Here is a 25,684-nt window from a genome sequence, read left to right on the forward strand (position 1 = left end):
TGCCGCGTCAAAAAGTAGTTTCGACGAAGAAAAGTAAAAATACGCAATCAGTGTGCGCAATGCTTTACGACGGATACCTTTTTCGCGAACGGACTCGAGGATACAGTGTTATCAAACGGTTATAAACCGATGGAAAGCGCCGAATGTAACGAGATGATAACACTGTGGTAACGAAATCAATTCTGATATTGACCTATATAACTCTATGAGCCCTGGGGTTTTCGGCTGGTTTGTTTGAGGGGGCGGGCAGTGGCTGAATGGCGGTCGCCCCCAGAAATTAGGGGGCTAGGAATCTTCAAAAAAATAGAAATGTTCGCGACTAGGAGGGGTGGAGGTTGCGAACACGTAGCTAAATAGGTGGCATATTCGCCGGCTTGAGCCTAGAAGCGTGGTGTCGGACCGTGCTGGAAGCGGTTGCCCTAATTCAGGGTTAGAGCGGCAAGCGCGGGCTCATCCTCTGTTGTGCAGGTGGAGAGCCAACGGTCGATGGCATCATACTCCGCCTGCGTGATCCACAGGTGGTATTTGTGTTTTACCGCCACCTGGCGAGCGACATACTGGCAGCGAAATGGTTTGTTGGCGGGTACCCAGGAGGCGGCATCGCTATCCCGCTTTTGTTGATTAGCGGGACCATCGACGGCCAAGAGGTTGAGGGGGTCATTGGCAAAGTCCTGCCGAACCTCAGGTGAGAGCTGCTGTGCTCCCTTTTGCCAGGCGTCGCTCAAGGCTACAACATGGTCGATTTGCACGGCGGAAGAGGTGTCGCGGCCGCGCTGGAACTCAATCATCGTGCCGGTGTAGGGATCCAGTAATTGCCCCGAAACTACGACGCAATCGCGAGTATTTGGTTTGTACTCCTTATTAATAAGGTCACGATTCAAAATGTCGTTCCGTGTGTCACATCCGTTGTGGCCAAACTCGGCAGAGACGTCATCACTCCAACGTTGCCCGAATTCATCGCGCGCATAGCCGGTTTTCGGTGCGCGCCCTTTTATCTCCAGCTGGTTGAGGGCGCTACGGATGCCGTCGATAGGCGATGTGCCGGGCGCTGGGGTGCCGGGGGAGTCTGGGGTGTGGGGCGCTTCAGGAATCTCGGGCGCGGGTTCCGCTGGCTCGGGCGTGAATGCGGGTGCCGGTGCCGGGCTGTACGACTGGCTCTCTGGAGTGGGGTCTATGGGAGCCGTGCAGCCGCTGAGGATTGTCGCTGTGCCGATAAGGAGGGCGAGGCCCTGTAATGGCGAGCGGAAACGACGGTTGGCGAGCATGGAGCTAACCATAGCGGTAGGAGCGGATTGGGTATGGAGGGGGTTTGCTAAAGAATCGAACAACTGTGCGTGGATAGTGGGGGTGGTAGCTCGATTAGGGGGAGTTGAAGTTAAAACCGGTAGTAAAAGCCCGGTTTTTATCGAATGGCACTGTCAACCTAGCTCCTTCGGGGGTGGGAAAATACAGTTACTTCCCTAAATACGTATTGCAATACGCTTAAATGAAAGTACATTGTTAAAACAGTTGGAAATATAGATAACCCGTGTCCCCCAATTGGCACATTGCACCTATAAGGGGAAAACAGCCATGACAGCTAAGACAGCCATGACTCTGACCGAAACAGCGGCCACATTGCCTCGTGGTCCTCAGAGGGAAGGTCTCTACCACCCGTCGAACGAACACGATGCGTGTGGCGTGGCCTTTGTCGCCGACATTTACGGTCGCCAGACCCATGACATTGTGGAAAAGGGCATTCAGGCACTGGTCAACCTCGACCACCGCGGTGCCGCTGGTGCCGAGAAGACCACTGGCGACGGTGCCGGCATTCTCATTCAGGTTCCGGATGCCTACTACCGCGCTGAGCTGAGTAAAGAAGGCGTCATTTTGCCACCGGCTGGCACCTACGCCACCGGTATTGCGTTCCTGCCGCAGTCGCGCATGGCCACCCTCGATGCCATCCGGGCTATTGAGGACATCTGCGCCGAAGAGGGCATCGAGATCTTGGCATGGCGCGATGTGCCGATTAACGCTGGCGGGCTTGGCCAGATGGCCCGCCAGGCTATGCCGGTGCTGCGTCAGCTCTTCGTTACCGCGAAGAACTACGAGGGGCGCCAGCTCAGCGATATTGATCTCGACCGCAAGATGTTCTTCCTGCGTAAACGCTGCGAGCGCGAGCTGGGTGAACAGGGCGCCGGCGAGGGCTCTGGTGGTGACACCGTGTACTTCCCGTCGCTGTCCAGTCGCACGATCGTCTACAAGGGCATGCTGACTACACCGCAGCTGAAGGATTTTTACCTTGACCTGCAGCAGAAGGAAGTCACTTCCGCGCTTGCCATCGTGCACTCGCGCTTTTCCACGAACACTTTCCCGTCCTGGCCACTGGCACACCCGTACCGCTACGTCGCTCACAATGGCGAAATCAACACCGTGCGCGGCAACGAGAACTGGATGCGCGCCCGCGAGTCGCTGATTCGCTCTGGCAAGCTGGGCAATATCGACCGCGCACTGCCGGTGTGCGATCCCAACGGTTCTGACACTGCGCGTTTCGACGAGGCCCTGGAGCTACTGCATCTCGGTGGTCGTAGTCTCCCGCATGCGGTCATGATGATGGTTCCGCAGGCCTGGGAGCACGACGATAACCTCAGCCCGCAGGTTCGCGCGTTCTACGAGTACCATGCCTGCCTGATGGAGCCGTGGGACGGCCCCGCCGCCATCTGCTTTACCGACGGCCAGGTCATCGGTGCCACCCTGGATCGCAATGGCCTGCGCCCGGGGCGCATCTGGGTGACCGACGAGGGCCTGGTGGTGATGGCCTCCGAAGCTGGTGTCTTGGATATCCCGCCGGAGCACATTGTGCAGCGCACGCGCGTACAGCCGGGGCGTATGTTCCTGGTGGACATGAAGGCCGGCCGCATTATTGAGGACAAGGAGATTAAGTCCACGCTGGCCGCCACTGGGCCCTACGAGGAATGGATCAAAGAGGGCCTGGTCGACATCGCCGATTTGCCACGAGAGCGCTACCAGTACATGCCGCATGCCCGCGCGGTGTTGCGACAGCGCGTCTTCGGCATCACCGAGGAAGACGTTGACCTAATTATCCGCCCGATGGCACTCACCGGCGCGGAGGGCCTGGGGTCGATGGGTTCGGACACGCCGATTGCAGCACTGTCCAACCGCCCTCGCATGCTGTTCGACTTCTTCTCGCAGCGGTTCGCGCAGGTGACCAACCCGCCGCTGGACTCGCTGCGCGAAAAGTCCATCACCAGCATGAATACGTTGCTGGGGGCAGAGACCAACATCTTGGAGCCCACTGCCGATGCCGCCCGTCGTATCCGGCTAGAGCAACCAATCCTGGACAACCACGAATTTGTCACCCTGTGTCAGGCGGGCAAGAACGAGGAGTACTCCGAGTTCTGCGCCGAGGTCATCTCCGGCCTGTACCCAGTCGCCCGCGGTGGCCGTGGCCTGCGCAACGCTATTCGTCGTGTCCGCCGTGAGGTCTCTGAAGCCATTGACCGTGGTGCCCGACTGATTGTGCTGTCTGACCGTGAGTCCAACGAGCGCTTTGCGCCGATCCCGTCGCTGCTGCTGACCTCCGCGGTCCACCACCACCTGGTGGAGGAACGCACTCGCACGCGCGCCAGCCTCATCATTGAGGCTGGCGACGCACGCGAGGTGCACCACATGGCCATGCTGCTGGGCTTTGGCGCCGATGCCATTAACCCATACATGGCTTTCGAAACCATCGATGAGCTGCGTATGAAGGACCAGCTCGGTGATCTGACGCTGGATCAGGCCTGCTCGAACTACTGTAAGGCCGCCTCCAAGGGCGTGCTGAAGGTCATGTCCAAAATGGGTATCGCCTCACTGCAGTCCTACCGTGGCGCACAGCTGGCCGACACCGTCGGTCTGTCGCAGGAGTTCCTGGACGAGTACTTCACCGGCGCTGTTTCTCCGCTGGAGGGCATTGGCCTCGACGAGGTCGCAGAAGACGTTGCAGCTCGTCACCGCAGCGCATTCCTGCCGCGTCCGGAAGAGCAAGCACACCGCGAGCTGGATCTCGGCGGCGAGTACAAGTGGCGTCGCGAAGGCGAGTACCACCTATTCAACCCGGAGACCATCTACACGCTGCAGCATGCGACCCGCACTGGTCAGTACGCGGTCTTCCGCGACTACACCAACAAGGTCGATGAGCAGACCAAGCAACTGGCAACCCTGCGCGGCATGCTCGAGTTCGCCTCGGACCGCGAGCCGATCGACATTGATGAGGTCGAGCCGGTTTCCAGCATCGTCAAGCGTTTTTCCACTGGTGCGATGAGCTACGGCTCCATCTCTGCGGAGGCACATGAGACGCTGGCCATCGCTATGAATCGCCTGGGTGCGATGTCCAATTCCGGCGAGGGCGGCGAAGATCCAGACCGTTTCGAGATGGAGGCCAACGGCGATTGGAAACGCTCTGCCATCAAGCAGGTAGCATCGGGCCGCTTCGGTGTGACCAGCCACTACCTGTCCAACTGCACCGACATCCAGATCAAGATGGCCCAGGGTGCAAAGCCCGGCGAAGGTGGCCAGTTGCCACCGAACAAGGTCTACCCGTGGATTGCGGAAGTGCGCATTACCACCCCGGGCGTGGGTCTGATCTCGCCACCACCGCATCACGACATCTACTCGATTGAGGATTTGGCGCAGCTCATTTACGACCTCAAGAACGCCAATCCGCGCGCCCGCATTCACGTGAAGCTCGTCTCCGAGCAGGGTGTGGGTACTGTCGCCGCTGGTGTGTCGAAGGCGCATGCCGACGTTGTGTTGATCTCCGGCCACGATGGCGGCACCGGCGCCTCGCCGCTGACCAGCCTCAAGCACGCCGGTGGTCCGTGGGAGCTGGGGCTCGCTGAAACCCAGCAGACCCTGATGCTCAACGGGTTGCGCGACCGCATCCGCGTGCAGTGCGATGGCCAGCTCAAGACCGGTCGCGATGTCGTGGTCGCGATGCTGTTGGGCGCTGAGGAGTTTGGTTTTGCCACCGCTCCGCTGGTGGTTGAGGGCTGCGTCATGATGCGCGTCTGCCACCTGGACACCTGCCCAGTCGGTATTGCCACCCAGAATCCGACGTTGCGGAGCAAGTTCACCGGCCGTGCCGAGCACGTGGTCAACTTCTTCACCTTCATCGCCCAGCAGGTCCGTGAATACCTCGCTGAGCTGGGTTTCCGCACCATCGATGAAGCGGTCGGACATGCCGAGTGCCTGCGTCCGCGCAAGAATTTGGGCAACCTTCCGCGCGTCGCAAAGCTTGACCTGGAGCGAATCCTGCACGTTGCCGAGAGCCCCTTCTTCGTGGACCAGGATTCCTACTGCACGAAGGCGCAGGACCACGGGCTTGAGGGTGCGTTGGACGAGCGCCTCATCGACGAAGCGCAGCCCGCACTGCGCACGGCGCGCGCGAATGGGTTGGCGCCGACGCCAGTGGCGCTGCACCACGCCATCAGCAATGTGAACCGTTCCGTGGGCACGCGGCTCGGGTACGAAGTCACCAAAGTCGCAGGTAAGCAGGGGCTTGCCGACGACTCCATCGTCGTCAACCTGCTCGGTTCCGCCGGTAACTCGCTGGGCGCGTTCCTGCCGGCCGGTGTGACTATCAAGCTGGAGGGCGATGCCAACGACTTCGTCGGCAAGGGTCTGTGTGGCGGCAAGATTGTGGTCCGACCTTCACGTTCGGCCCCGCCAACCGCGGATGTGGCTACCGACACGATTGCCGGCAACGTCATTGGTTTCGGTGCCACTAGCGGTGAAATCTTCGTTCGCGGCACCGTCGGTGAGCGCTTCTGCGTGCGTAACTCCGGTGCGACGGCTGTGGTCGAGGGTATCGGTAACCACGGTTGTGAGTACATGACCGGTGGCCGCGTCGTAGTGGCGGGTCCGGTCGGTCACAACTTCGGCGCCGGTATGAGTGGCGGTATCGCTTACCTGCTGGATAACGAGGCGACGCGAGCGAACATCAACACCGAGTTGGTCGACATCGTGCCTCTCGACGATGAGGACATCAGCTGGCTGGAGGCAACGCTGTCGAAGCACCGCAAGCTCACGGGTTCTAAGACTCGGTTCCCGGCTGCACAGTTCATCAAAATTATGCCGCGTGATTACGCCCGAATTCTCGACGTAGTCGCGAAGGCAAAGGACAACGACGCTGACATCAACGAGGCAATCATGGAGGCAGTAAGCAATGGCTGATCCGAAGGGTTTCATGAAGTTCCAACGCGAAGAGCCTGCTCATCGCCCGGTTCCGCTGCGTCTGATGGACTGGAAAGAGGTCTATGAGGAGGCTAGTCAGGAGCACCTGCAACAGCAGGCTTCTCGCTGCATGGACTGCGGCGTGCCGTTTTGTCACTCGGCCTGCCCTCTGGGCAACATCATTCCGGAGTGGAATGACCTGGTTCGTCAGAACCGCTGGCAAGAGGCTTTCGAGCGCTTGCACGCCACCAACAACTTCCCGGAGTGGACGGGCCGACTGTGCCCGGCACCGTGTGAGGGCGGCTGTGTGCTCGGTATCAATGATGATGCCGTGACCATTAAGAATATTGAGCTGGCCATCGTTGAACGCGGCTTCGATGAGGGCTGGGTGCAGCCGATTGTGCCGACTTTCGACACCGGCCAACACATCGCTGTCATCGGCTCCGGGCCGGCGGGCCTTGCTGCAGCACAGCAGCTGACTCGCGCCGGGCATGATGTCACGGTCTTCGAGCGCGACGACAAGATTGGTGGTCTGATGCGCTACGGCGTGCCGGACTACAAGATGGAGCAGCGTTTCCTCGACCGTCGTCTCGAGCAGATGGAAATCGAGGGCACTGAGTTCCGCACCAACATCTCACCGACGGCTGCTGACCTGGCCGAATTCGATGCAGTGGTCCTAGCTACCGGCGCGTCACTGGCCCGCGACCTGCCTGTCGATGGCCGTGATTTGGAGGGTATTCACCAGGCTATGGAGTACCTGCCGGGTGCCAACCGCGTTGCCGCAGGCGAGCTCGACACCCCGCCGATTGATGCGAAGGGCAAGAAGGTCGTTGTCATTGGCGGCGGTGACACCGGCATTGACTGCTTCGGTACCGCGCTGCGCCAGGGAGCGGCGTCCGTCACGCAGTTCGATATTCGCCCGCGTGCGCCGAAGTCCCGTGCGGCGTCGACTCCGTGGCCGATGTATCCGCTGGTCTGGCGTGTGGCGACTGCCCACGAAGAGGGCGAGTACACCATCACCGGTTCCGAACCACCAGAGGTTACCGAGGCACTCGGCTTCAACGCTCGCGTCACCGGCGAGACCCTGGGCAAGCGCGTCTTCAACGTCAACACCGTCTCCTTCCACGGCGAGGACGGTCACGTGACCGGCCTGTCCGCCAACGAGGTCGAGGTCATCGATGGCAAGCGTGTGCCCATGGAGGATACGGATTTCGAGCTCGACGCCGACCTAGTTCTCATCGCGCTGGGCTTCTCCGGTCCGGAGCGCGGCAGTCTGCCCCATGAACTGGGGATTCAGTTCAACGATCGCGGTGTGATGATGCGTGACGACGACTACCTCGCCGTGCGCAGCGACATCGAGCAAAACTTCGACGGTCCGGTGTTCGTGGCCGGTGACAATGGCCGCGGGGCCAGCCTGATTGTGTGGGCTATCGCCGAAGGTCGCGCCTGCGCCGAGGCCGTGGACCAGTACTTGATGGGCGAGTCCAATCTGCCGCGCGCTGTCGAGCCGGAGGATGCTCCAATTAAGTTGTAAACCCTGGTTTAGTTCACCACTATGTTGCCGCGTGCCCCCATTTCGGCATGCACCATCTGGTGGTCGACAAAGCGGTACGTGCCAGGCTCCGGGAATTCGGCCTCAACATAACCACCCTGCGCGGCACCGAGGTCAAGGGCTTGGGCACCGCCCACGCCGTCGTCAAGCAAAAGCGCGCCCTCCTTGTACACGCGATGGAACTGCGTGCCGACGATATGGAAGCTCGTGCCCTTGTTGGGGCCGGCGGCAAGTACCCAGAAACGTACCGTCTCACCTGCGCGAATGCGAATTGGGTGGGTGAGATACTGGTCGGGGTAGCCGTTGAACTTGTAGATATCGGGGTCCTCGGCCATGGTCTTGTCGGCGTCGGGGCCGTCCTCGCCCCAGTAGCTTTCCGACTGCACCAGAAGAACCTCGTGGTCAACATCAGTGAGATTCGGTGGGTCGATGATGACGGCACCGTGCATACCGGCAGCGATGTGCATGGACATGGGCATGGTTGCGCAGTGGTACATCCAGATGCCCGCGCGGTCAGCACGGAAGCGGTACTCAAGCTTCTCACCAGGGGCGATGTCGCGCATTGGCTCGTCCGGCGAAACAATGCCGGCGTGAAAGTCGATGGAGTGACTCATGGTGCCGTCATTAATGAGCGTGACGACGAACTCGTCGCCCACCTTGCCGCGCAGAGTTGGCCCCAGCGGTTTGCCGTTGAATACCCAATGCTGCTGCTCGACGCCAGGGGCAGCGTAGCCTGTGAATTCGCTGGCCCGCAGCGTGACGTGGTGAACCGAGGCGTCCTCGGCGGGTTCTAATAGCGGGTTGATGGTGGGCGAGTCTGGGCCGGGTTGCTCGCCGACATTCCCGAGTGCGCCTGGTGTAGCGTGGTCGGAGTGGCCGCTGTTCCCGGTGCGGTGTGAATGATCCGAGCCACCTGCATTGACCGTGAGCGTCATGCCCATCTGTCGGTGACCAGCAATGGTGCACCAGCCGTCAATGTCACCGGGAACAACCGGCACTTCAATGGTGGCGGAGTTGCCAGGGGCGACACGTCCGGTGTCCTCGCCGGTGGCCAAGCGCAGATCGTGGACCTGGGAATCAGCGTTGACCATGGTGATGACCAGTCGGTCGCCGGGGTTTGCCTCTATAACGTTCGGGGTATAGGTCATATCGTTGGCGGTAACCGTGACCTCGACGGTTTCTCCGGTGGGCGCAACATCGCTGGTGGTTTCAATGCTTCCCGTACCGCCACCGCTCAGCGCAACACCAATAGTCACTACCAGGCCCAATACAGCCAGAGCGGCGGTAGTTTGAGCACCGAGTCGACGTGCAGTTGCGTGCAGTTCGACCGGCTTCGGCGTTGCTTCTTTGTTGGCCCGTGCCTTCTGACTTTCTTTCAGCGCACCAATCTGAGCCTTCGCGGCACGGCCGACAAGTGGCAGATAGGACACCAAGGCAAGGGAGACCATTGCGGAGACCGCTACTTTGGTCCAGGACGGCAGCGGCATTAGCCACAGTGCCAGACCAATATTGATGGTCGACCAGCGGAATGCTCCCGCGCGGTCAAGTTCCTTCATACCGGCGGAGACTGGACCAGCACCTCCGCCGATGGTAGCGGGCAAGAGTTGGCTCATCATGCCGATAAGCAATTGTGCGCCGAAACCGATTACCAGCGGCAGCGTAAGGGATGAGATTACGAAGCTGCCGTCAAGCGCCTTGACTGTGGCAACTGTGAGTGTGCCGATCAGCCAGACGACCGCAGCCGCAACAGACAGCGCCGGGTAGCTGAGGCGGTCGCGGGGGTCTTTAGCGACAGTCATGACGTTGTGCGCCCACGGAATGGCGGCTATGACCCAGCCGATAGTGATGATGCCAAGGCCGACGGAGGCGAACCAGTTGAAGCTGGTCAGTGCACCGATTGTGGTAGTCGCGATACCTATGAGCTGTACTGCTAGTGCCAGCTTCGGGCGGGAATGCGGCGACATCTGGGTTCGCCACAGCGCTGGGAACATGGTGATGAGCGTGCCGCAGGCCGCGAGCCCGAGGAAGCCAATGAGGTTGATGGCTTCATGTGCCAGTAGGAGGTCGTCGTGAAGCGCTTCGCCCTTCGGAGATGCGAGGATGGCGCCGAGCGTGGCGCCGATCGGCAGTAGGCATGCCGACGCGACGTAGTACGCAACGGAGATGGCGAATGGTCGATTGCGCTTCGCTACCAGGTCGCGTCCGAGGGAAATCGCATGCCATGCGACGGCGACGCCGACGACCGCTGCGCCGGCGGTGGTCACTGGCCACCAATCACCCAGCTTTCCGATGACTGTTGTGCCAATACCTACGTTGAGCAGGTAAATGTTTGCTAACTGAATGTGCCGATTGCCATCGGGCACATCGATTTTCAGTAGTTTCTCGGTGAAGTGGCGGCCCCAAATGAGGATGGAGTTGGTGACGGCGCCGAGGGTAAAGAGGTGCACCAACAGCCAGCGCCCATCGGAGACAAATGGGTGGACTAATGCGGCCACAATGATGGCAGCGAACCACCAGCGCACCGGCATACTGGCCTTGCGATGCCAGGACATGCGGTGACTCTTGCCAGGTTTAGAAGGTGGTTTGGTTGTGGGGGCTTGGGGTTCTGGTGTGGCGGGCGACGACATATATCAATAATACGCATACTAGTTGCGTATTTAATAGGGGTGCATGTAAGAGTGCTTTTATTTGGGCAGGTCTTCGCCGTTTTTGTAGGCCTGCCAGAACTGTGTGGTCTGCTGTGTCCAGACCGCATTGACACCATCGTCGGCAGGGCCTGTCGGTAGTGTCGCGGTGGACACCGGTGTGGACGCGGCGCGCTGCATCAGGCTGCGGACATCATTCAGACTGACAGTAGTGGCCGTTCCATTAGTTAGGGCGGTGAGGAGGGCAGTGAACTCCTTCATGGAGTTCACGGAGCCGCTGCTGTCAATGATTCCTTCGCTGCGGTAGTAATCCAGTAGCGCTCCCAGAATTTCCTGCTGGTGGTTGATGCGCGAGAGGTCACTGCCACCCGTTTCGGTCTTGCGAGCGCGAAGCTGTGTGACCACACCTTGGCCGGAAAAGTGCTGCTCACCTTTGCCTTCGCGGACGATGCGACCGCCGTCATCGACGGGGAGGTCTGCGCCGCCGAGGCTATCGATGATGCCGGTGACACCGTTGAAAGTGGTGGCGATGGTGTCATCGATGGGAATCCCAGCTTCTTCAGTAATCGCCATGGCTGCGCAGTCCATGCCCGCTTGGGCTGATCCGCGGTCATCGACATCGGCGACGGATCCGTAGGCGAATGCGGAGTTCAGTTTGTCCTTTTTGCCGGAGTGCTCGGTGGCGTGAGAACCAGCGCAGTCGGGTAAATCTACCAGGGAATCTCGCGGCACAGAGACAATGTCAATCCACTCCGGATCGTGACGCATACGCATGAGCATGATGACATCTGAGCGGTGTCCCACCATGGATGAGTCTTGACTATCGACACCAAGGATGAGCAGTGTCTCTTGGTGCGTGGCCGATGTGTCGGCGACGTTCTGTGTCTGACTCATCCGGTTTTGAATCAGCATCAGGGTAGCAAGCAACAGCGCCATCACCGTTAGAACTGAAACGGCAGTAATCAGTGCAGCAAGGAAGGGCTTTCGGATGATGAAAGCGCGTGCCCGACGCGTTGATGATGTGCTCACGGGGGAAGTGTAACCCTTTTGTCAAAAACGATTGTTTGAGTATTCACGCAAATACTTCCTTGAATAAGCATCTCAATAAAGAGGTGATTTTGCATTAATTGCAATCGTCAGGAAGTGGTTACGTTAGAAGTTAGTTTGTACAGCTAGTTATATGAATGTAAACAGATTGAAGCTTCGGTAAATAGTTGGTGAAACATTGTTTTACCAGGGAGAATGATGGGTGGAAAGGGTGGCTTTTTGGCTACCCGAACGATGGGGTAGCCCTTTGGGGTAGGAGCTGTAAATGTAGTTTATATCGCATAGTATGCCAAGCCTGTGGAACGCATTGTGCGTTAGGAAATTTAACCAGCAGTAAAAGGCATAAGAATGTTTATCCGAGACTGGAAGCAGCTCGCCTGGTGTGTATTTGATGTACTCGCTTGGCTGGTTGCGCTGTCCGCCGCTAACGGAATCGTCCGCGGGGAATTGGTATCTTTCTCTGAGATATCAGGCACTAATTTTTTGGTTGTCGCCGTCGCCGTAGTCGTCATTGTCCTGCTAGGCCTGCTGCTCGGGGAGTACACTAACCCGCAACGCGTATGGCCCGGCAGTCGAACTGAAGATATTGTTCTGCTGACCATCAGCATGGGTGGCGCTACCGCAGCCACTGGTTTGGCTCAAATTCTGAAGACCGTCCCGGAAATTGCGTGGTACGTTCCGTTCGCCGGTGGGTGTGTCGCAACTTTGGCAAGTATCTATACCCGAACTCTCGCTCGCTGGATCACCAACAACTTTGGTTCCCGCCAGACGGATGATCGCTTGATTGTTCTCGGTGCAGGCCGTCGAGCCAAGTTTTTTATTAACAGCCTTACGGATTCCGGTATTTCCCGTGAGAACCGCTTCCACTTGGTTGGAATCGTCGATCCCGAAGAAAGCGGCGAGAACCATATTTCTCGTATCCATGGTCTCCGCGTGATTCGTGGCATTGATCAGCTGGGCGAAGTCGCATCGCGCACTTCGGCGGAGTCGGTCATTATTGCGACTGATGAGCCACTGTCCACTGAGTGCATCAACGTCCTCAACCACATTTGTGAGGAATCGTCCCTGCGCCTGCTCATTCTGCCGCCGGTGGAGGAGTACTCGCGCCACCGTGGCGCTGTCGCTACCTCGCAGGTGCGCGAAATTAACATCGCCGACCTCATTGGCCGTCAGCCCCTACACCTGGATGAATCCAAGGTCGCTTCGATAATCCGCGGTAAGAAGGTGCTGGTCACAGGCGCTGGCGGTTCTATCGGTTCCGAGATCTGCCGACAGGTTCACCGCTTTGAGCCAGCAGAACTTATCATGCTGGATCGCGATGAGGGCGGCTTGCATGCCACTCAGCTGTCGCTGACGGGTTCGGCGCTTCTCGACGGCTCCGATACCGTCTTGGCTGATATCCGTGACGCGGAAATGCTGACGCAGATCTTCACCGAGCGCAAGCCCGATGTTGTCTACCATGCTGCAGCTCTCAAGCACCTGCCGCTGCTGGAGAGCTACCCTGCAGAAGCAGTGCAAACCAATGTCATCGGAACCCAGAACGTCCTGGATGCAGCCGCTGCGGCCAATGTTTCAACCGTTATTAATATTTCCACGGACAAGGCTGCGAACCCAGCCTCGATTCTGGGTGAATCCAAGCGCGCCGCAGAACGTCTGACTGCGCACATGGGGCAAACTCACGAAGGTGTCTGGGCATCTGTCCGATTCGGTAACGTGTTTGGCTCGCGTGGCTCGGTCATTACGACTTTCCAGCGTCAAATTGAAGAGGGCGGCCCGGTTACGGTGACGCACCCTGACGTTCAGCGCTACTTCATGACCATTCCGGAGGCATCGCAGCTGGTGCTGCAGGCTACCGTTATTGCAGAGTCTGGTGAGACTCTGGTGCTGGAGATGGGTAAGCCGGTCAAGATTGCTGAGCTGGCGGAGAACCTTATCAGGCTCCATGACGCAGACGTAGAGATTGTCTACACGGGTCTTCGCGAAGGTGAGAAGATCTCCGAGGACTTGGTTGATGACCGCGAGGTTCCCAAGATTGGTGATCGTCATCCGCTGATCACTGAGGTACGTGTTGAGCCGGAACGGCTGAATTCGCGGATTCTCCCGTGCACACATAATCACGATGCTGCACGTCGTTGGCTTGCAGAGCACGGTGGGGCGCAAAGCAGTATTGCGGCGTATCCCGCTGATGCACAATCACTTGCAACCGCTAGCTCGAAAGCAAAACAGTTAGGATGACTCCCCACCGTGACAACCACCAGCTCCTCTAACTCCGGGCAGCTGGCGCAAAGAGTTCGAACAGTTGCGACGATTTCGGCAGCTTCAGCGCTCGCCGCAGTCGTCGCCTTTGTGGTCAGTATTCTTTCCGCGCGAGTGCTGGGGCCCGCCGGTCGAGGCGAGGTCGCTACCGTTTTGCAGTTCGCCTATATTGTGGCGCCCTTCGTCGGCTTTGGGGCCGATCGGCTTTTGCTGCGCCGCGATGATTACGACCACGGTCTCATTCCGAGTGGTTTCGCCATGACTGTGGTCGCTCTGATTGCCTGTGCCATCGCAGGTGTCGTCTACGGACCGTGGACGGCAATGGCCGGCATTGTCGCCTTGGTTACCGTGTCATTTTCCATGCTTCGTGCGATGGCTATCAGCCGCCATCGAGTGTCTTTCTTCGTCGCAGTATTCGTCTGTTTCCAGGGCTCAGTGCTGCTGATTAGCACTGCGCTGTATTTCGCTGGAGTCGAGGACTGGCGCTGGTGGGCTGCGGCCTACATCTTCCCGGCGCTGCCCCTGGCAATCTGGTCGCTGGCGAAGTCACGCGAGCATACCGATTCCCGTGTCGGCGGAGTGGTAGAGACGGCTCGTACAAATGCCCCGTTCATCGCATCGGGTCTCGGACCGCTGACGACCACACGCTTGGGGCGCGTTTTACTGCCGGCGCTGGCCTCGCCGGCGTCGTTAGGCCTTTTCGTGGTCGTGGCGACGGCGACAGAGCCGCTGTACTGGGTCGCGCAGTCAGTCGCCGATCAGCGCACCAGCGACCAGAGGGGTCGCGAACTCACCCCGTCTCGTGTGCTCCGACACCTTGGCATAGTCACTGCAGCGTACGGCGCGCTTGGTGCGCTCGGTGGTATGGCACTCTACTTCCTCATCGTGCCGGTATTCGGCCATGAGTTTGAGCCTGCTCGGGAGTTGGTGCTGCCACTGACTATCGCGGCCGTGGTGCTCGGCTGCTACCGACACCTGTGCGGTGAAATTCTCGGCAGCGACAATCCCCGTCGAATTGGCCGAGTGGAGCTCATTTCCGCCGTTATCGCTGTCATTTGTTACCCGATTGGCATTCTTCTCGGAGACGCCCTCGGTCTCGCGTGGACCAGCGCAGTTGTCTACTTTGCAGCAGCCGTTGTTGCCGCAGTGGCGTTGATGCAGCCGAGCAGAGGCCCGAAAAATCCATCAACCACCAACGAAGAACTTCCCGTCGACGTAATCGAGGAAAGCTAAACAATGCGAATCACTTATATCCACCAGCACTTTGTTCTCCCCGGTGAGCCGGGTGGTTCCCGCCCCTACGAGTTTGCCCGCCGAATGGCCGCTGCAGGCCACGAGGTGACAATGATCTGTGGTCGCGATGAGGCCATGGATAAAACTGTTGATGGCATCCACGTGCGTCGTCTAGCGATTCCGTACCGCAATGAAATGTCGAAGCGCGAGCGCATCGTCAGTTTCTTCAACTTCCTGGTGCGCGCTTCCGCGGTTGCTGCCCGTGTGCCTGCCGACGTGATTTACGCGTCCTCGACTCCGCTAACTGTGGCGGTTCCGGGAATTGTGGCGAAGTTTACCCAGCGTGCGCCGTTGGTGGCGGAGATCCGTGACCTGTGGCCAGAGGTGCCAATCAAGTTGGGCTACCTCAATAATCCGGTGGCGATTTTCCTGGCCAAGCAACTGGAGAAGGCATTTTATGCGGCATCGAGCGAGGTCGTGGCGCTGTCGCCGTCGATGGCCGATGGCGTCAAAGAGGTAGCTCCGAAGAAGTGCGTGACTGTCATTCCGAATGCGTCGGACTTTGAGCGTTTTGATGTCCCGGTCGAGCAGCGTGCAGCTTTCCGTAAGGAGCAGGGCTGGGGCGATGACGTGGTGGCGGTCTACGCTGGTGGTTTTGGCATGTCCTACCAGCTGGAGTGGCTTGTGGATTTGGCGGCGCAGCTGCGTCGTGATGGCGTGGAGAATGTGCGCTTTGTCCTGCTGGGGCAGGGAAGCGACTCGGATGCGTTGTACCAGCGCGCTGAGAACGCTGGCCTCGATGCCGATGCGATGTTCCTCGGCCGTCAGCCGAAGGAAGATGTCGCCAAGTACGTGTCTGCCGCCGATATCGCGCTATCGCCGCTGCGTGATGACCCCTGCCTGGAGGGCAATTCCCTGAACAAGGTCTTCGATGCCATGGCCGCATCGCGTCCGGTGGTGTTCAACCACGGTGGCTGGCTGGAGGAAGCCGCAACCGAGCACGATGCCGGCTGGCGTCTCTCGCGCGATATTCCGACTGCGGCCAAGCGATTCGCTGAGATCATCTCCGACCGCGAAGAGATGCGCGCAGCGGGACAGCGAAACCGCGAACTGGGTGAGAAGCGTTTTGCTCGTGACAGCCTGTACAACCAGCTCATCGAGGTACTCAACCGCGTTCGAAAGGTTCAGAAGTAATGACTAACGCCGACACTAACAAGCCCAATGAGCGGATCTTTCTTTCGCTCGCGACAGTCACCGAAGCAGAAGAACAGGCCGTCGTTCGTGCACTCCACTCTGGTTGGGTGGCTCCGTTGGGTCCCGAGGTAGACGCGTTTGAAGCGGAGATTGCCAAGCGCTGCGGTGTTGAGCACGCGCTCGCGCTGTCGTCTGGAACTGCTGGCCTGCACTTGGCGCTGCTCGCGCTGGGGATTGGTGAAGGTGACTACATCCCGGTTTCCACCATGACCTTCGCGGCCACGACCAACGCCATCGCTTACGTCGGCGCTACGCCGGTGTTTGTCGATGCCGCAGAGGACGGCAACATCGACCCTGAGCTGCTGCTCCGCACCGTCGATGAACTGCTTGCCGAGGGCAAGAGCGTTCCCGCCGTGATGATTGTGGACCTCTTCGGCCGCTGCGCCGACTACCCGGCCTTCGCGCCACGCCTGGAAGAACTCGGCATCGCGCTCATCGAGGACGCCGCCGAGGCGCTCGGTGCCAGCGTCGATGATCAGCCGGCCGGCAGCTTTGGCCGTGCCGCCGCGCTGTCTTTCAACGGCAACAAAATCATGACCACCTCCGGCGGTGGCATGCTGCTGTCCAACGATGCTGATCTCATCGCCCGCGCGCGCTACCTGTCCACGCAGGCGCGTCAGCCCGTCGCTTGGTACGAACACACCGAAATCGGCTACAACTACCGTCTTTCCAATCTGCTTGCCGCGCTGGGGCGGGCGCAGCACTCGCGTCTGGACGACATGATTGCTCGCCGCCGCCAGATTCGCGACGCGTACCTAGATTTGCTCGCCTCGCTTGACGACGATGCCCCTGGTAAAGGTACCCGCTTGCTATCTGACTCCGATGAGCGTTTCACCGAGAACTGCTGGCTGACCTCGATTGTGCTGCCGCAGGAGGCCGTCGATAAGGGTGTGCTGAGTCCGGACAGCGTGATTGCAGCGCTGGGCGAGGCCAACATCGAGGCCCGTCATCTGTGGAAACCGATGCACCTGCAGCCAGTGTACGAGGGCGCGCGGGCCACCATCAACGGCACCGCTGAGAATCTTTTCTCCCGTGGCATTACTCTTCCTAGTGGTCCGGCGCTGGACGATGATGACGTCGCGCGGGTGATTGGTGTTCTGAAGGAAGTGCTGGGATGACCAAAGCTATCGACACGGGAATAGCCCGGATATCGCAACTGACAGCTATCGAGGCGGTTCTGTGGCTGTTCTCAGTCGTCGTAGTGACATCGTGGACGGATCCGCTGCAGGGGGCGCAGATCGGTACCATTTTGTTGGCTTTTTTCTGCCTGCGTACTTTCTTGGGCAACGGCGGTCGGACAATCACACCGTTGGGCGTATTTGCGCTTGTGACCCTGTTTACGGCAGCTTTTCCTGCTTACGAAGCGTGGGATGACACAAGAGTTTCAAGCGAAGCGTTGCGCACGGCCGTTGGCCTCACCTACTTGCTGACCTTTCTCGTGACCATGATTTCTTGGCGCTTTGGTCGAGAAATTCGTTTCGATAAAAAGGTGCTTCCTGGCCGGTGGCTTTTCATCCTCATCGGCCTTGCGCTGTACGCGTTTTCGTACCAATTCCGCGCCTCTAATCTACTGCCTGGCATCATTATTGAAAGCCCGGCAATTGTGGGAATCCTGTTGGTTTCCTTTGGTGCCTGGTGGTCGCGATCGGTGATTCTCCTGGTTTTGTCATTGCCAGTAGTGCTAGGCATGTCGGCGGTGTACGTCCTAGATATTCATAGTGGACAAGGCCGCTTGCGTATCGCAGCTGTGGGGCTTGGGCTCTTGGTGTTGTTCGCGATTCGTGTGCGGGGTTTTTGGATCAAGCTTCTGGCCATTGTTATGGGCCCTGGTGCGTTGATGGTGTTTGCAACGCTGCGTAAAGCTCACCAGGAGAGCATCAATAAGGGTAATTCAGCTAACCGCACTGGTCTGGAATCTTTGACTGATCCATTTGTTACCTTCGCAAATCTGGTCGACCTGCATGAGCAGGGACGCTTTGAATTTCAAGGCGGAAAAAACCTGCTGACTCCGCTAACGCCGATTGCGCCGGAGAGCTGGGATTTGCCTCGTGCAGTGGGGTACGAGTTGGTTAAGTATTGGAAGCCAGAGAAGGCAATCCCGAAGTACGACTGGTATTCGGTGGCCGCTAACGCTACCGGTGAGTGGTACTGGATGTGGGGCAGCATTGGTGTCGTCATCGGCGGATTAGTACTCGGACTCGGCATTGCCCTGTTTAACTGGGCAGTTACTCGCGGACATGCTGCACTGCAGACGCGCTGGTGGGCGCCAGCATTGTTTATTACTGCAGTGACTTTCGCGGCTGGTCTGGGTGACCTTATTTGGGGCGGCCTGCATATTTACTGGTTCCGGACGCTGCCGCGAATTGGTCTTGAAATCGCAATCGCATTCTTCGTTGCCTTTGTGGTGGGAATCGTTTCCTTGTTCCGCAGTGACAAGACTAGGTTGACCGAAAGTACCGAGGAAGAGGAACTCACTTCTGAGCCAGTGCAGGCGGTAAATGCTATCGAGCGAGTTGCCGATGAACCTGTATCTGAGACGGATTCGGAGCCGGAACCAGTCTCTGAAGTGGAACCAGAACCAGTACCCGCAGCCGAGCCCGAACCAGTCATGGTCGCCGATAGCGGAGAGCAGGTTGTTCCGGAGTCGGGGCCAGCGGTGACCGTCGTCAAGCAAAGCGCGCCTGACAACAAGAATGACAACACCAAACTGCGCGTTGCGGCAGCCGCGTTTGCGACGGCTGGGGCGGCAGGTGCGATTGGTTGGCTGGTTAGGACGCGCCCGAACGCGGAGGTCGATGCGCGTGCCGAAAAGCTCTTGCACGAAATGTTCAACGAAAAGTAGGAGATAACCAGTGGATTCATTGGGCATCCGCGCGCAGCGAGCAGTCAAGCGTGGCATCGACATCGCAGCCTCGGCGGCAGGTCTGATTGTGCTGTCCCCGGTGCTGGGCGCCACGGCCTTGGCAGTGCGAACCTCTATGGGCAAGCCAGTCCTGTTCCGTCAGGAACGTCCGGGCAAGGACGGCGAACTGTTTAACATGCTCAAGTTCCGGACGATGCATCACCTCGATCCGGCAAAAGGGCTTGTAGACGACGCCTCGCGCCTCACCGAGGTGGGAAAACTCCTGCGCTCCACAAGCTTGGATGAGCTCCCGGAGCTCATTAACGTCCTGCGCGGCGACATGAGCCTCGTCGGCCCGCGCCCACTGCTTGTGAAATACCTTGACCTCTACACGCCTCGCCAGGCACGTCGCCATGAAGTTCGACCGGGCATCACTGGCCTCGCACAGGTGTCAGGGCGCAACGGCCTTTCCTGGGAGGATCGCTTTGAGCTGGACGTTCAGTACGTCGACAATTGGTCATTGCTTGCCGACGCCAAAATCCTCCTCGACACCATCCTGGTCGTGCTTAAGCGGGATGGGATTGCGGAGGAAGGCCAGGCGACGATGACGGAGTTTACTGGCCAGCAGGAGAAGGAGAGCACTTGCCAGGAGACTTCTAGCTAGCGTTGGGCTCTTAAGCTAGCGCATTTTTGTTATCGCAGTGTTTTCTTAACCTTTGCGGGAACCCCGGCGACTAGCGTGTATTCGGGCACATCCTTGTTCACTGCTGCACCGGAACCAACGTATGAACCTTCGCCGACGGCCACGCCCGGATTGATAACGGAGTTAGCCCCAATGGTGGATTCCGCACCGAGAGTGACGAATCCAGAGATGGCGGCCAGCGGGAAGATACTTACAAAATTATTTGTCACGGCATCGTGGCCGACCTCCACGTTTACGTGAACTTGGCAGTGAGCGCCGATTTCAATGTTGCAAGTGATTCGCGCACCAGGGCATACAACTGTGCCCGGACCGATGCTGACCACAGCACCAATTGTTGTGTCAGGATGAACCAAAGTTGCAGGAATAAGTCCAGTGGAATCTGCACGGTGAGCAATCGAGCGTCGAGCAGCGCCGTTGCCGATTGCAACTACGTAGTGCACGTCCTTAGGCAGATCCTTGAGAATATTGGTATCGCCTAGGTACTCGATGCCTAGCTTGTGGAAATAGGTCATATCCGGGGTGCCATCATCAATGAGCCCCAAAATCTCCCATTGCTGTGGCAGTCCGTTTTCCACGGCGTAGTCATTGATATCGCGGATATGGCTAGCCACTTCGCGCCCAAAACCGCCAGCGCCGACGATGACAATCTTTTCGGTCGTCGTGTTGTTAATCCACTGCTTTGGCATGAGTGTCATTATCCCACTGATAGCCGTTTTTAGCCGGAGCGCTTGGCCCCGAATCCACCTACCACCAGTAGGTGGGATACCGAAGGCCGCGCAGTCGATTTGCGAGGATGCCAAGCACCACGATCATGATTGACGAAGCGAAAATGAAGCCTATGAAGCGGAAGTCGTTGGCAAGCCCATGGCCGTGTGGCATCAGTACGGTGACCATAGCAGTAGCGGTGGCAGGGGAATGAGCCGCGCGAGCAAGAAGCATGAGCGCGAAGGCAACGCCGGCGGCAACCGCTGCAGCAATGATGGTCGAACCCAGCATGTGCAGAATTGCGATGCCAGTCGTGCAGCCGATGAGGTGTCCGACCACGACATTTCGTGGCTGAGCCAGGGGCAGGTTCGGTGCGCCGACGATAAGCGCCATGGCAGCGCCAATAGGAGGCAAAAATAGCAGGTCAGAGACAGAAGTTGAGATGAGTGCCAGGGTCATCAGCGGCAGGCTCACGGCGACCGAGGCGGCGACAATATGGCGCAGCGGCGGGCGAGGTGGTGCTTCGCTGGCGATAAGGGGCCGTCTCGTTGGCCGTGAATAGGACATGGAAAGCATGTTAGGATGCGCTGCTTCGCTCCGCAGAGGTTCAGAGTTTTTATTGAAATAGAGGTTTCATGAGACGCTCTGAACCTCTCTGAACCAGCCAAACTCCGACCATTTTCGCCGGGTATGACACACTTAAGGGCATGGAGCCTATCGATGTCGCAATCCGGGACGAGTCCATCCGTCTCGGGCAATTCCTGAAGTTGGCCAACCTGGTGGAAACGGGCGGTCTGGCCAAGGAACTCATTGCTGAGGGCCAGGTCAGCGTGAACGGTGAGGTCGACACTCGTCGTGGCAAGGTGCTGCGTCCAGGGGACGTCGTCTCTATTGCTGGTATGTCGGCACGCGTGGCCACTGCCGATGAAGTCGATGATGACTACTTTGATGAGGCCACCGCCGATGATGACTTTGATCCTGAAAAGTGGAGGAACCTGTAACTCATGCCCGCATTTCCCGCCGAATTTGGCATGCCCCTGCGCGTAGATTTGCTCTCCGCTGCACCGCGTAAGACCGAGCGCTTCTACCGCGGCGTTCTCGGATGGGCTTACCGCAACACCGCGCCGATTCATGAGGATGCCCGCGAAGCTTCCGTTGGTCGACGCATCGCCATGCTGTCCGGAATGCCGGTGTCAGTGCTGCTGGAGGCCGATAAGGACGCTGAGGATGCCTTCGTCAACCAGTGGCGTGTGAACTTCCATGTCGACTCTGCCGCTGGTGCCGTCGAGAAGGCGCGCGAGCTCGGCGCCGAGGTCTTCCAGGAACCGACTCCGCTTGTCGACGGATCCACAATGGCCGTCGTTTCCGACCCCGCCGGTGGCCTGATTGGACTACTGGAACAACCGGGTGAGCAGGCCTTCATCGCAGCGGGCGAGCCCGGCACCCCGGTGTGGTTCGAGCTGGTTGCAGGCCCGGAGGAGACCTTTGAGCAGGTCGCGGACTTCTACCACAACTTCTTTGGCTGGGAAATCGCCGTGCGCAACAAGAACGAGCACGGCACTTTCGCAGTCGCGATGGAAGACGGGGCACCGTTCGCAGGTTTGGTAGCCAGCTCGGTTGCCGCACAGACCGATGCGGCCGATAAGAGCTTCGTTGGCTGGCTAGCGTACCTCGGCGTGGAGAACATCGACACCGCTGTCGCTAAGGCTGAGGAACTGGGCGGTTCCGTGCTCGTCGCCCCGCAGGCCACCGAGTTCGGTCCGCTGGCAACCGTGCAGGACCCGTGTGGTGCGGCAGTTGTGCTCTGCGAGGTGCCGCTGCCGCCGGAGGAGGACATCCGCGAGTCCGACCCGCTGGAAGGCATTGACCTCAGCCAGTTCCAGTAGGGGCTCAGAGTTCTTCGTCGTCGTCCTCGGGGGCCCGTTTCCCGGTGTAGTTAACGTGTAAAGGATCGTCTTCGTTAGTGATCTCACGTAAAGGCACAGCTCGCGCAGCACTATATCTGTTTCTACTCATATTTCTTGGCCCTCCCCCTATGAGTAATCCCAGTCATCGGCGCTCTCCTTATCAGCGGAGGGTCAACGGCTGGGATTGATAGCAACCACTTTAATTACGCTTCGTAATCGAGTCAATGCCTACAACCCCAGCTCCGCCCGCACCGCAGCCACAAACTCACTAGTTGTCGCGATGCCGCCGAGGTCCAACGTCGGCGCGGTGCGTGTGGCGGCGTAGACGGCCTGGCGCAGCTTGGCTGCGGGCGCAAGCTCTGAGGCCGGTGCCCCAAGATGTTCCGCGCACATTGCCGCTGAGAGCAAAAACGCAGCCGGGTTAGCAACGCCGCGACCCGCAATGTCAGGTGCCGAACCGTGTACCGGCTCGAAAACTGCAAAGTCGTCGCCCACATTCGCCGACGCCGCCAGCCCCAGCCCGCCAATCAGCCCAGCGCCGATGTCACTGAGAATGTCGCCGATAAGGTTCTCCGCGATGATGACATCAAAGCGCGCCGGGTCGGTTACCAGCTGCATTGCCACGGCATCCGCATTGGCAAAATCGAATGCGACCTGCGGATACTCCTTCGACACCTGCTCAACCGCCCCGCGGATCACACGCGCAGAGTCCCGCAGGATATTCGGCTTGTCCGCCACCGTCACCGTCGGCGTGGCCTCCGAATCTGGGTGCGTCGCCTGCCGCGCGAGAGCCAACTTGGCCGCCTGTCGCGCAAGGCGGTGCCACGCAAAGGACGTCGTCACGCGCAAAGAAACCGCAACGTCGCCACGCTTATCGACGGCGCGAGCCACCGTTGAGTCCTCCACCACCTCTGCCCACAGGTGGTGGTGCGGAGAGTCGGTCGGGGCGTCGTGAGGCGGAAGGAGATAGTCGTGACTGTAGAGGCCCTCGGTGTTTTCTCGGACGATGGTGAAGTCGGCAGCCGCGCCGGGCAGGGTGACCGGGCGAATGTTGGCGAAAAGATCGAGGCGCTGGCGCAGCTGGAGAATAGGGGAGCGGTAGGTCAGACCAGTGCCGCGCAGGTGTGGTGCCAGTTCATCCTCGGCCTCGCGAGCGGGCTTGGAGGTAATCGCGGCGAGGAGAGCGGCATCGCTGCGTCCGAGTGTTTCCCAGGTCTCCTGTGGGATGGGATCGCCGTGCGCGCACCATTGTGACCAGCCAATTTGTGCCTCTATTAGCTCCCAGTGGGGGAAAACGTCGGCGATGAGCCCTCGGCAGGCATCGGTGATTTCGGGGCCGATGCCGTCGCCGGGCAGGAGTGTGATGCGGCGTGGTGCCGCCTCTTTGGCAGTCGCAGGCTGGTCGGTTTCCATGGCTCTTAGCCTAGGTCTGCGACGCCTGCGCGTGTGTGGTTTGGCTACTTTGCGAAAGTAACCGGAATTTCGGTGATGTCCTCGAAGCCCTCGCTGTGGTCACCGAAGAGCTTCAGCACGCAGTCCTGCTGGGTGCAGTCCACGGCCTCGCCGGTGGGGACGACGCTGAGCTCGAAGTGCGCGGTGTTGTCGTCGGCGATGGTGGTGGTGCCGCCGGACTTCTTGGTAATCCACTGCTGTGACTGAGTGCCGGCACTGCGGTCACCGGTGCAGTCCGGGACGGGGTTGCCCGGAGCCTTCTCTGCGGCGCAGAGTGCGGCGTAGTAGCCGTAGTCGGGGGCGAGGCCAGCGAGGTCGACGGTGATGACATCGCCCTCGGACAGGTCGTTGACCGGCTCTGCCTCCATGGTTACTTCACCGGCGGTGGCGTCGGTTTCTTGAGCCTCAGCCGAACTGGTGGTTTCCGAGGCGTTGGCAGCATCCTGCGCGGCACCGTCTGCGTCATCTGAGCCACAGGCGGCGAGAAGTGGAAGTGCGGCGACGGCCGGAATAGCCAGGAAAGCCGCGCGACGCTGGAATGTGCGAGTAGTCATAGGAGGTAACGTCCTTCCGACAAACTGTAGAAATTACTATGCTTATTTAAGGGTAGGCTAACCTAGACCTAAAAGATAGCCTAAGATTCTTTGGGTGAGTAGAGCAAAGTCCTTTCTAAGCTCTTTGTTACTAGTGTTAGTCGTTATTTAGTCATTCTTTTGTCGTCTATCTCCGTGCAGCGTTAGCTCACAGAGGGGGAGTATGTTCACCGTGCCTGCCTGTCGCGTTCGCAGCCTTGCCGGAGCACTTCTGAGTGTGGTCCTGGTCGCAGGACTAGTCGCCTGTGGTTCCGATGATGCCGCGAGGGAGGGGGGATCGTCGTCAAGCGCTGGCGTGACGACGGTGCCGCGCACCGACAACATTTCCGCTCACGGCGCCGCGCATGCGAATCTACCTTCGGAAAACCCCGAGGTGCTGGTGAAGGACCCGAAACCGGCGGCGGACAAGGACTACCAGCGTATTCTCACTCTTGACCGGGCGGGAGCGCTCAGCCGTGCGGTCTACACGCTTGGTCTCGGGGATCGCTTGGTGGGGCGCGACTCCACCTCCGATTTCCCGGCGATGAAGGATCTGCCGAACCTCACTATCGGCGGGCATGCGGTCAATGCCGAGTCGGTGATGAAGCTAAAGCCGGAGCTCATCATTACCGATGGCTCGATTGGCCCCAGCCGTGTCTTCGACACGTTTGAAAAGGCGGGGATCACCGTCGTCCATGTGTCGGACGAGCGCACTCCCGAGACCATCAACACGCTTATCGACGAAGTTGCGGATGCCGTCGGCCTGGCTGACCAAGTTGGCCCGGTGAAGGAGCACCTGGATAAGGAGATGGCGGCTGCGACCGAGTACGCGCAGGCCAAGGCCGATGGCCGCAAGATGATGATCCTGTATGTGCGCGGAACCGGTGTGGCCATGATTGCGGGACCAGACTCCGGTGGGCGTTCCCTGATTACTCGCCTCGGCGGCGTTGATGCTGGTGAGGGCGTTGGTATTCAGGGCGCGTTCACGCCGATTACGCCAGAGTCGCTCATCGCAGCGGCCCCAGACACCATCCTGGTTATGTCTGGTGGCCTCGAGTCCGTTGGCGGGATTGAAGGCTTGAAGGAAATCCCGGGCATCGCCCAGACCCCGGCGGGCCAGAATGAGTCCGTTGTGGACGTGCCCGATTCGCAGCTGCTGTCCTTTGACTCGCAGTCGCCGCGTGCGATTCGCGCCATTGCGGATGCTCTTTACGGTGGCGGTGCTGGTGATGGTGCAGGTGATGGCGCTGGTGCTGATGTAGGCGCTGGTGCGAGTGCCGATAACGCTGCGGGGAAGTGACTA

General features: G+C 59.3%; 18 protein-coding genes. 11 read left to right on the plus strand and 7 right to left on the minus strand.

Going from position 1 to position 25,684, the window contains the following annotated elements; genetic code table 11:
- Positions 1-419: 419 nt before the first annotated feature.
- Positions 420-1,265, minus strand: a complete 846-nt coding sequence (locus HMPREF2847_RS03860) for an HNH endonuclease family protein (protein ID WP_246821924.1) — start codon at positions 1,263-1,265, stop codon at positions 420-422.
- A gap of 325 nt (positions 1,266-1,590) precedes the next feature.
- Here HMPREF2847_RS03860 and gltB point away from each other — a divergent pair, with 325 nt between their 5' ends.
- Both gltB and HMPREF2847_RS03870 read left to right on the plus strand, forming a co-directional pair.
- Entirely contained in the window at positions 1,591-6,213 is a 4,623-nt protein-coding gene (gltB, locus tag HMPREF2847_RS03865) for a glutamate synthase large subunit (protein WP_070851629.1), read from the plus strand.
- Positions 6,206-7,747, plus strand: coding sequence for a glutamate synthase subunit beta (locus HMPREF2847_RS03870; RefSeq protein ID WP_070851588.1), 1,542 nt, complete (start codon positions 6,206-6,208; stop codon positions 7,745-7,747). The genes gltB and HMPREF2847_RS03870 overlap by 8 nt, the downstream gene beginning before the upstream one ends.
- Before the next feature lie 8 nt (positions 7,748-7,755).
- Here HMPREF2847_RS03870 and HMPREF2847_RS03875 read toward each other — a convergent pair whose 3' ends face one another.
- Together HMPREF2847_RS03875 and HMPREF2847_RS03880 are read right to left on the minus strand one after the other, a co-directional pair.
- Entirely contained in the window at positions 7,756-10,317 is a 2,562-nt protein-coding gene (locus tag HMPREF2847_RS03875; RefSeq protein WP_070851589.1) for a multicopper oxidase domain-containing protein, read from the minus strand.
- A gap of 132 nt (positions 10,318-10,449) precedes the next feature.
- Entirely contained in the window at positions 10,450-11,439 is a 990-nt protein-coding gene (locus HMPREF2847_RS03880) for an LCP family protein (protein ID WP_141737765.1), read from the minus strand.
- A gap of 366 nt (positions 11,440-11,805) precedes the next feature.
- Between HMPREF2847_RS03880 and HMPREF2847_RS03885 the strand changes: the two genes are divergently transcribed.
- From HMPREF2847_RS03885 to HMPREF2847_RS03910, 6 genes are read left to right on the plus strand one after another with little or no spacing between them, the layout of a single operon-like run.
- Positions 11,806-13,692 (plus strand): polysaccharide biosynthesis protein, encoded by a 1,887-nt coding sequence (locus HMPREF2847_RS03885; protein WP_070851590.1) that lies wholly within the window; start codon positions 11,806-11,808, stop codon positions 13,690-13,692.
- 9 nt (positions 13,693-13,701) lie between these two features.
- The gene (locus HMPREF2847_RS03890) at positions 13,702-14,946 is read left to right on the plus strand and encodes a lipopolysaccharide biosynthesis protein (RefSeq protein WP_070851591.1); all 1,245 of its coding nucleotides are present in this window, start codon (positions 13,702-13,704) and stop codon (positions 14,944-14,946) included.
- Between the two features lie 3 nt (positions 14,947-14,949).
- Positions 14,950-16,140, plus strand: coding sequence for a glycosyltransferase family 4 protein (locus HMPREF2847_RS03895; protein WP_070851592.1), 1,191 nt, complete (start codon positions 14,950-14,952; stop codon positions 16,138-16,140).
- Positions 16,140-17,318, plus strand: a complete 1,179-nt coding sequence (locus HMPREF2847_RS03900; RefSeq protein ID WP_070851593.1) for a DegT/DnrJ/EryC1/StrS family aminotransferase — start codon at positions 16,140-16,142, stop codon at positions 17,316-17,318. The genes HMPREF2847_RS03895 and HMPREF2847_RS03900 overlap by 1 nt, the downstream gene beginning before the upstream one ends.
- The gene (locus HMPREF2847_RS03905) at positions 17,315-19,042 is read left to right on the plus strand and encodes a hypothetical protein (RefSeq protein WP_070851594.1); all 1,728 of its coding nucleotides are present in this window, start codon (positions 17,315-17,317) and stop codon (positions 19,040-19,042) included. Before HMPREF2847_RS03900 ends, HMPREF2847_RS03905 begins: the two co-directional genes overlap by 4 nt.
- Positions 19,043-19,052: 10 nt before the next feature.
- Complete coding sequence (locus HMPREF2847_RS03910; RefSeq protein WP_070429100.1) at positions 19,053-19,706, plus strand: sugar transferase; 654 nt, start codon at positions 19,053-19,055, stop codon at positions 19,704-19,706.
- A gap of 29 nt (positions 19,707-19,735) precedes the next feature.
- Here HMPREF2847_RS03910 and HMPREF2847_RS03915 read toward each other — a convergent pair whose 3' ends face one another.
- Together HMPREF2847_RS03915 and HMPREF2847_RS03920 are read right to left on the minus strand one after the other, a co-directional pair.
- Positions 19,736-20,431 carry a NeuD/PglB/VioB family sugar acetyltransferase gene (locus HMPREF2847_RS03915; RefSeq protein ID WP_070429134.1) on the minus strand — a complete coding sequence of 232 codons (696 nt, stop codon included), beginning with the start codon at positions 20,429-20,431 and terminating at the stop codon, positions 19,736-19,738.
- A gap of 58 nt (positions 20,432-20,489) precedes the next feature.
- Entirely contained in the window at positions 20,490-21,017 is a 528-nt protein-coding gene (locus HMPREF2847_RS03920) for an HPP family protein (protein ID WP_224784065.1), read from the minus strand.
- 140 nt (positions 21,018-21,157) lie between these two features.
- Here HMPREF2847_RS03920 and HMPREF2847_RS03925 point away from each other — a divergent pair, with 140 nt between their 5' ends.
- Positions 21,158-21,451, plus strand: a complete 294-nt coding sequence (locus HMPREF2847_RS03925) for an RNA-binding S4 domain-containing protein (RefSeq protein WP_070566500.1) — start codon at positions 21,158-21,160, stop codon at positions 21,449-21,451.
- A gap of 3 nt (positions 21,452-21,454) precedes the next feature.
- Positions 21,455-22,336, plus strand: coding sequence for a glyoxalase/bleomycin resistance/extradiol dioxygenase family protein (locus tag HMPREF2847_RS03930; RefSeq protein ID WP_070566502.1), 882 nt, complete (start codon positions 21,455-21,457; stop codon positions 22,334-22,336).
- A gap of 249 nt (positions 22,337-22,585) precedes the next feature.
- On the opposite strand, the gene HMPREF2847_RS03935 is transcribed toward HMPREF2847_RS03930, so the two are convergent.
- Together HMPREF2847_RS03935 and HMPREF2847_RS03940 are read right to left on the minus strand one after the other, a co-directional pair.
- Positions 22,586-23,770 carry an isocitrate/isopropylmalate family dehydrogenase gene (locus tag HMPREF2847_RS03935; protein WP_070851595.1) on the minus strand — a complete coding sequence of 395 codons (1,185 nt, stop codon included), beginning with the start codon at positions 23,768-23,770 and terminating at the stop codon, positions 22,586-22,588.
- Positions 23,771-23,814: 44 nt separating this feature from the next.
- On the minus strand, positions 23,815-24,363 hold the full coding sequence (locus HMPREF2847_RS03940; protein ID WP_070851596.1) for a thiamine biosynthesis protein: 549 nt from the start codon (positions 24,361-24,363) through the stop codon (positions 23,815-23,817).
- A 202-nt stretch (positions 24,364-24,565) separates the two neighbouring features.
- Between HMPREF2847_RS03940 and HMPREF2847_RS03945 the strand changes: the two genes are divergently transcribed.
- Positions 24,566-25,681 (plus strand): heme/hemin ABC transporter substrate-binding protein, encoded by a 1,116-nt coding sequence (locus HMPREF2847_RS03945; protein ID WP_070851597.1) that lies wholly within the window; start codon positions 24,566-24,568, stop codon positions 25,679-25,681.
- The last annotated feature ends 3 nt before the right edge of the window (positions 25,682-25,684 follow it).

The organism is Corynebacterium sp. HMSC074C03 (genome assembly GCF_001838285.1).
Taxonomy (GTDB): domain Bacteria; phylum Actinomycetota; class Actinomycetes; order Mycobacteriales; family Mycobacteriaceae; genus Corynebacterium; species Corynebacterium amycolatum.

What these genes read in the sequence shown, in the direction of transcription:
- HMPREF2847_RS03860 (WP_246821924.1), bottom strand. Translation starts at nt 1,265, where the DNA reads ATGCTCGCCAACCGTCGTTTCCGCTCGCCATTACAGGGCCTCGCCCTC.
- gltB (WP_070851629.1), top strand. Translation starts at nt 1,591, where the DNA reads ATGACTCTGACCGAAACAGCGGCCACATTGCCTCGTGGTCCTCAGAGG.
- HMPREF2847_RS03870 (WP_070851588.1), top strand. Translation starts at nt 6,206, where the DNA reads ATGGCTGATCCGAAGGGTTTCATGAAGTTCCAACGCGAAGAGCCTGCT.
- HMPREF2847_RS03875 (WP_070851589.1), bottom strand. Translation starts at nt 10,317, where the DNA reads ATGTCCTGGCATCGCAAGGCCAGTATGCCGGTGCGCTGGTGGTTCGCT.
- HMPREF2847_RS03885 (WP_070851590.1), top strand. Translation starts at nt 11,806, where the DNA reads ATGTTTATCCGAGACTGGAAGCAGCTCGCCTGGTGTGTATTTGATGTA.
- HMPREF2847_RS03895 (WP_070851592.1), top strand. Translation starts at nt 14,950, where the DNA reads ATGCGAATCACTTATATCCACCAGCACTTTGTTCTCCCCGGTGAGCCG.
- HMPREF2847_RS03900 (WP_070851593.1), top strand. Translation starts at nt 16,140, where the DNA reads ATGACTAACGCCGACACTAACAAGCCCAATGAGCGGATCTTTCTTTCG.
- HMPREF2847_RS03905 (WP_070851594.1), top strand. Translation starts at nt 17,315, where the DNA reads ATGACCAAAGCTATCGACACGGGAATAGCCCGGATATCGCAACTGACA.
- HMPREF2847_RS03915 (WP_070429134.1), bottom strand. Translation starts at nt 20,431, where the DNA reads ATGCCAAAGCAGTGGATTAACAACACGACGACCGAAAAGATTGTCATC.
- HMPREF2847_RS03920 (WP_224784065.1), bottom strand. Translation starts at nt 21,017, where the DNA reads ATGTCCTATTCACGGCCAACGAGACGGCCCCTTATCGCCAGCGAAGCA.
- HMPREF2847_RS03925 (WP_070566500.1), top strand. Translation starts at nt 21,158, where the DNA reads ATGGAGCCTATCGATGTCGCAATCCGGGACGAGTCCATCCGTCTCGGG.
- HMPREF2847_RS03930 (WP_070566502.1), top strand. Translation starts at nt 21,455, where the DNA reads ATGCCCGCATTTCCCGCCGAATTTGGCATGCCCCTGCGCGTAGATTTG.
- HMPREF2847_RS03935 (WP_070851595.1), bottom strand. Translation starts at nt 23,770, where the DNA reads ATGGAAACCGACCAGCCTGCGACTGCCAAAGAGGCGGCACCACGCCGC.
- HMPREF2847_RS03940 (WP_070851596.1), bottom strand. Translation starts at nt 24,363, where the DNA reads ATGACTACTCGCACATTCCAGCGTCGCGCGGCTTTCCTGGCTATTCCG.
- HMPREF2847_RS03945 (WP_070851597.1), top strand. Translation starts at nt 24,566, where the DNA reads ATGTTCACCGTGCCTGCCTGTCGCGTTCGCAGCCTTGCCGGAGCACTT.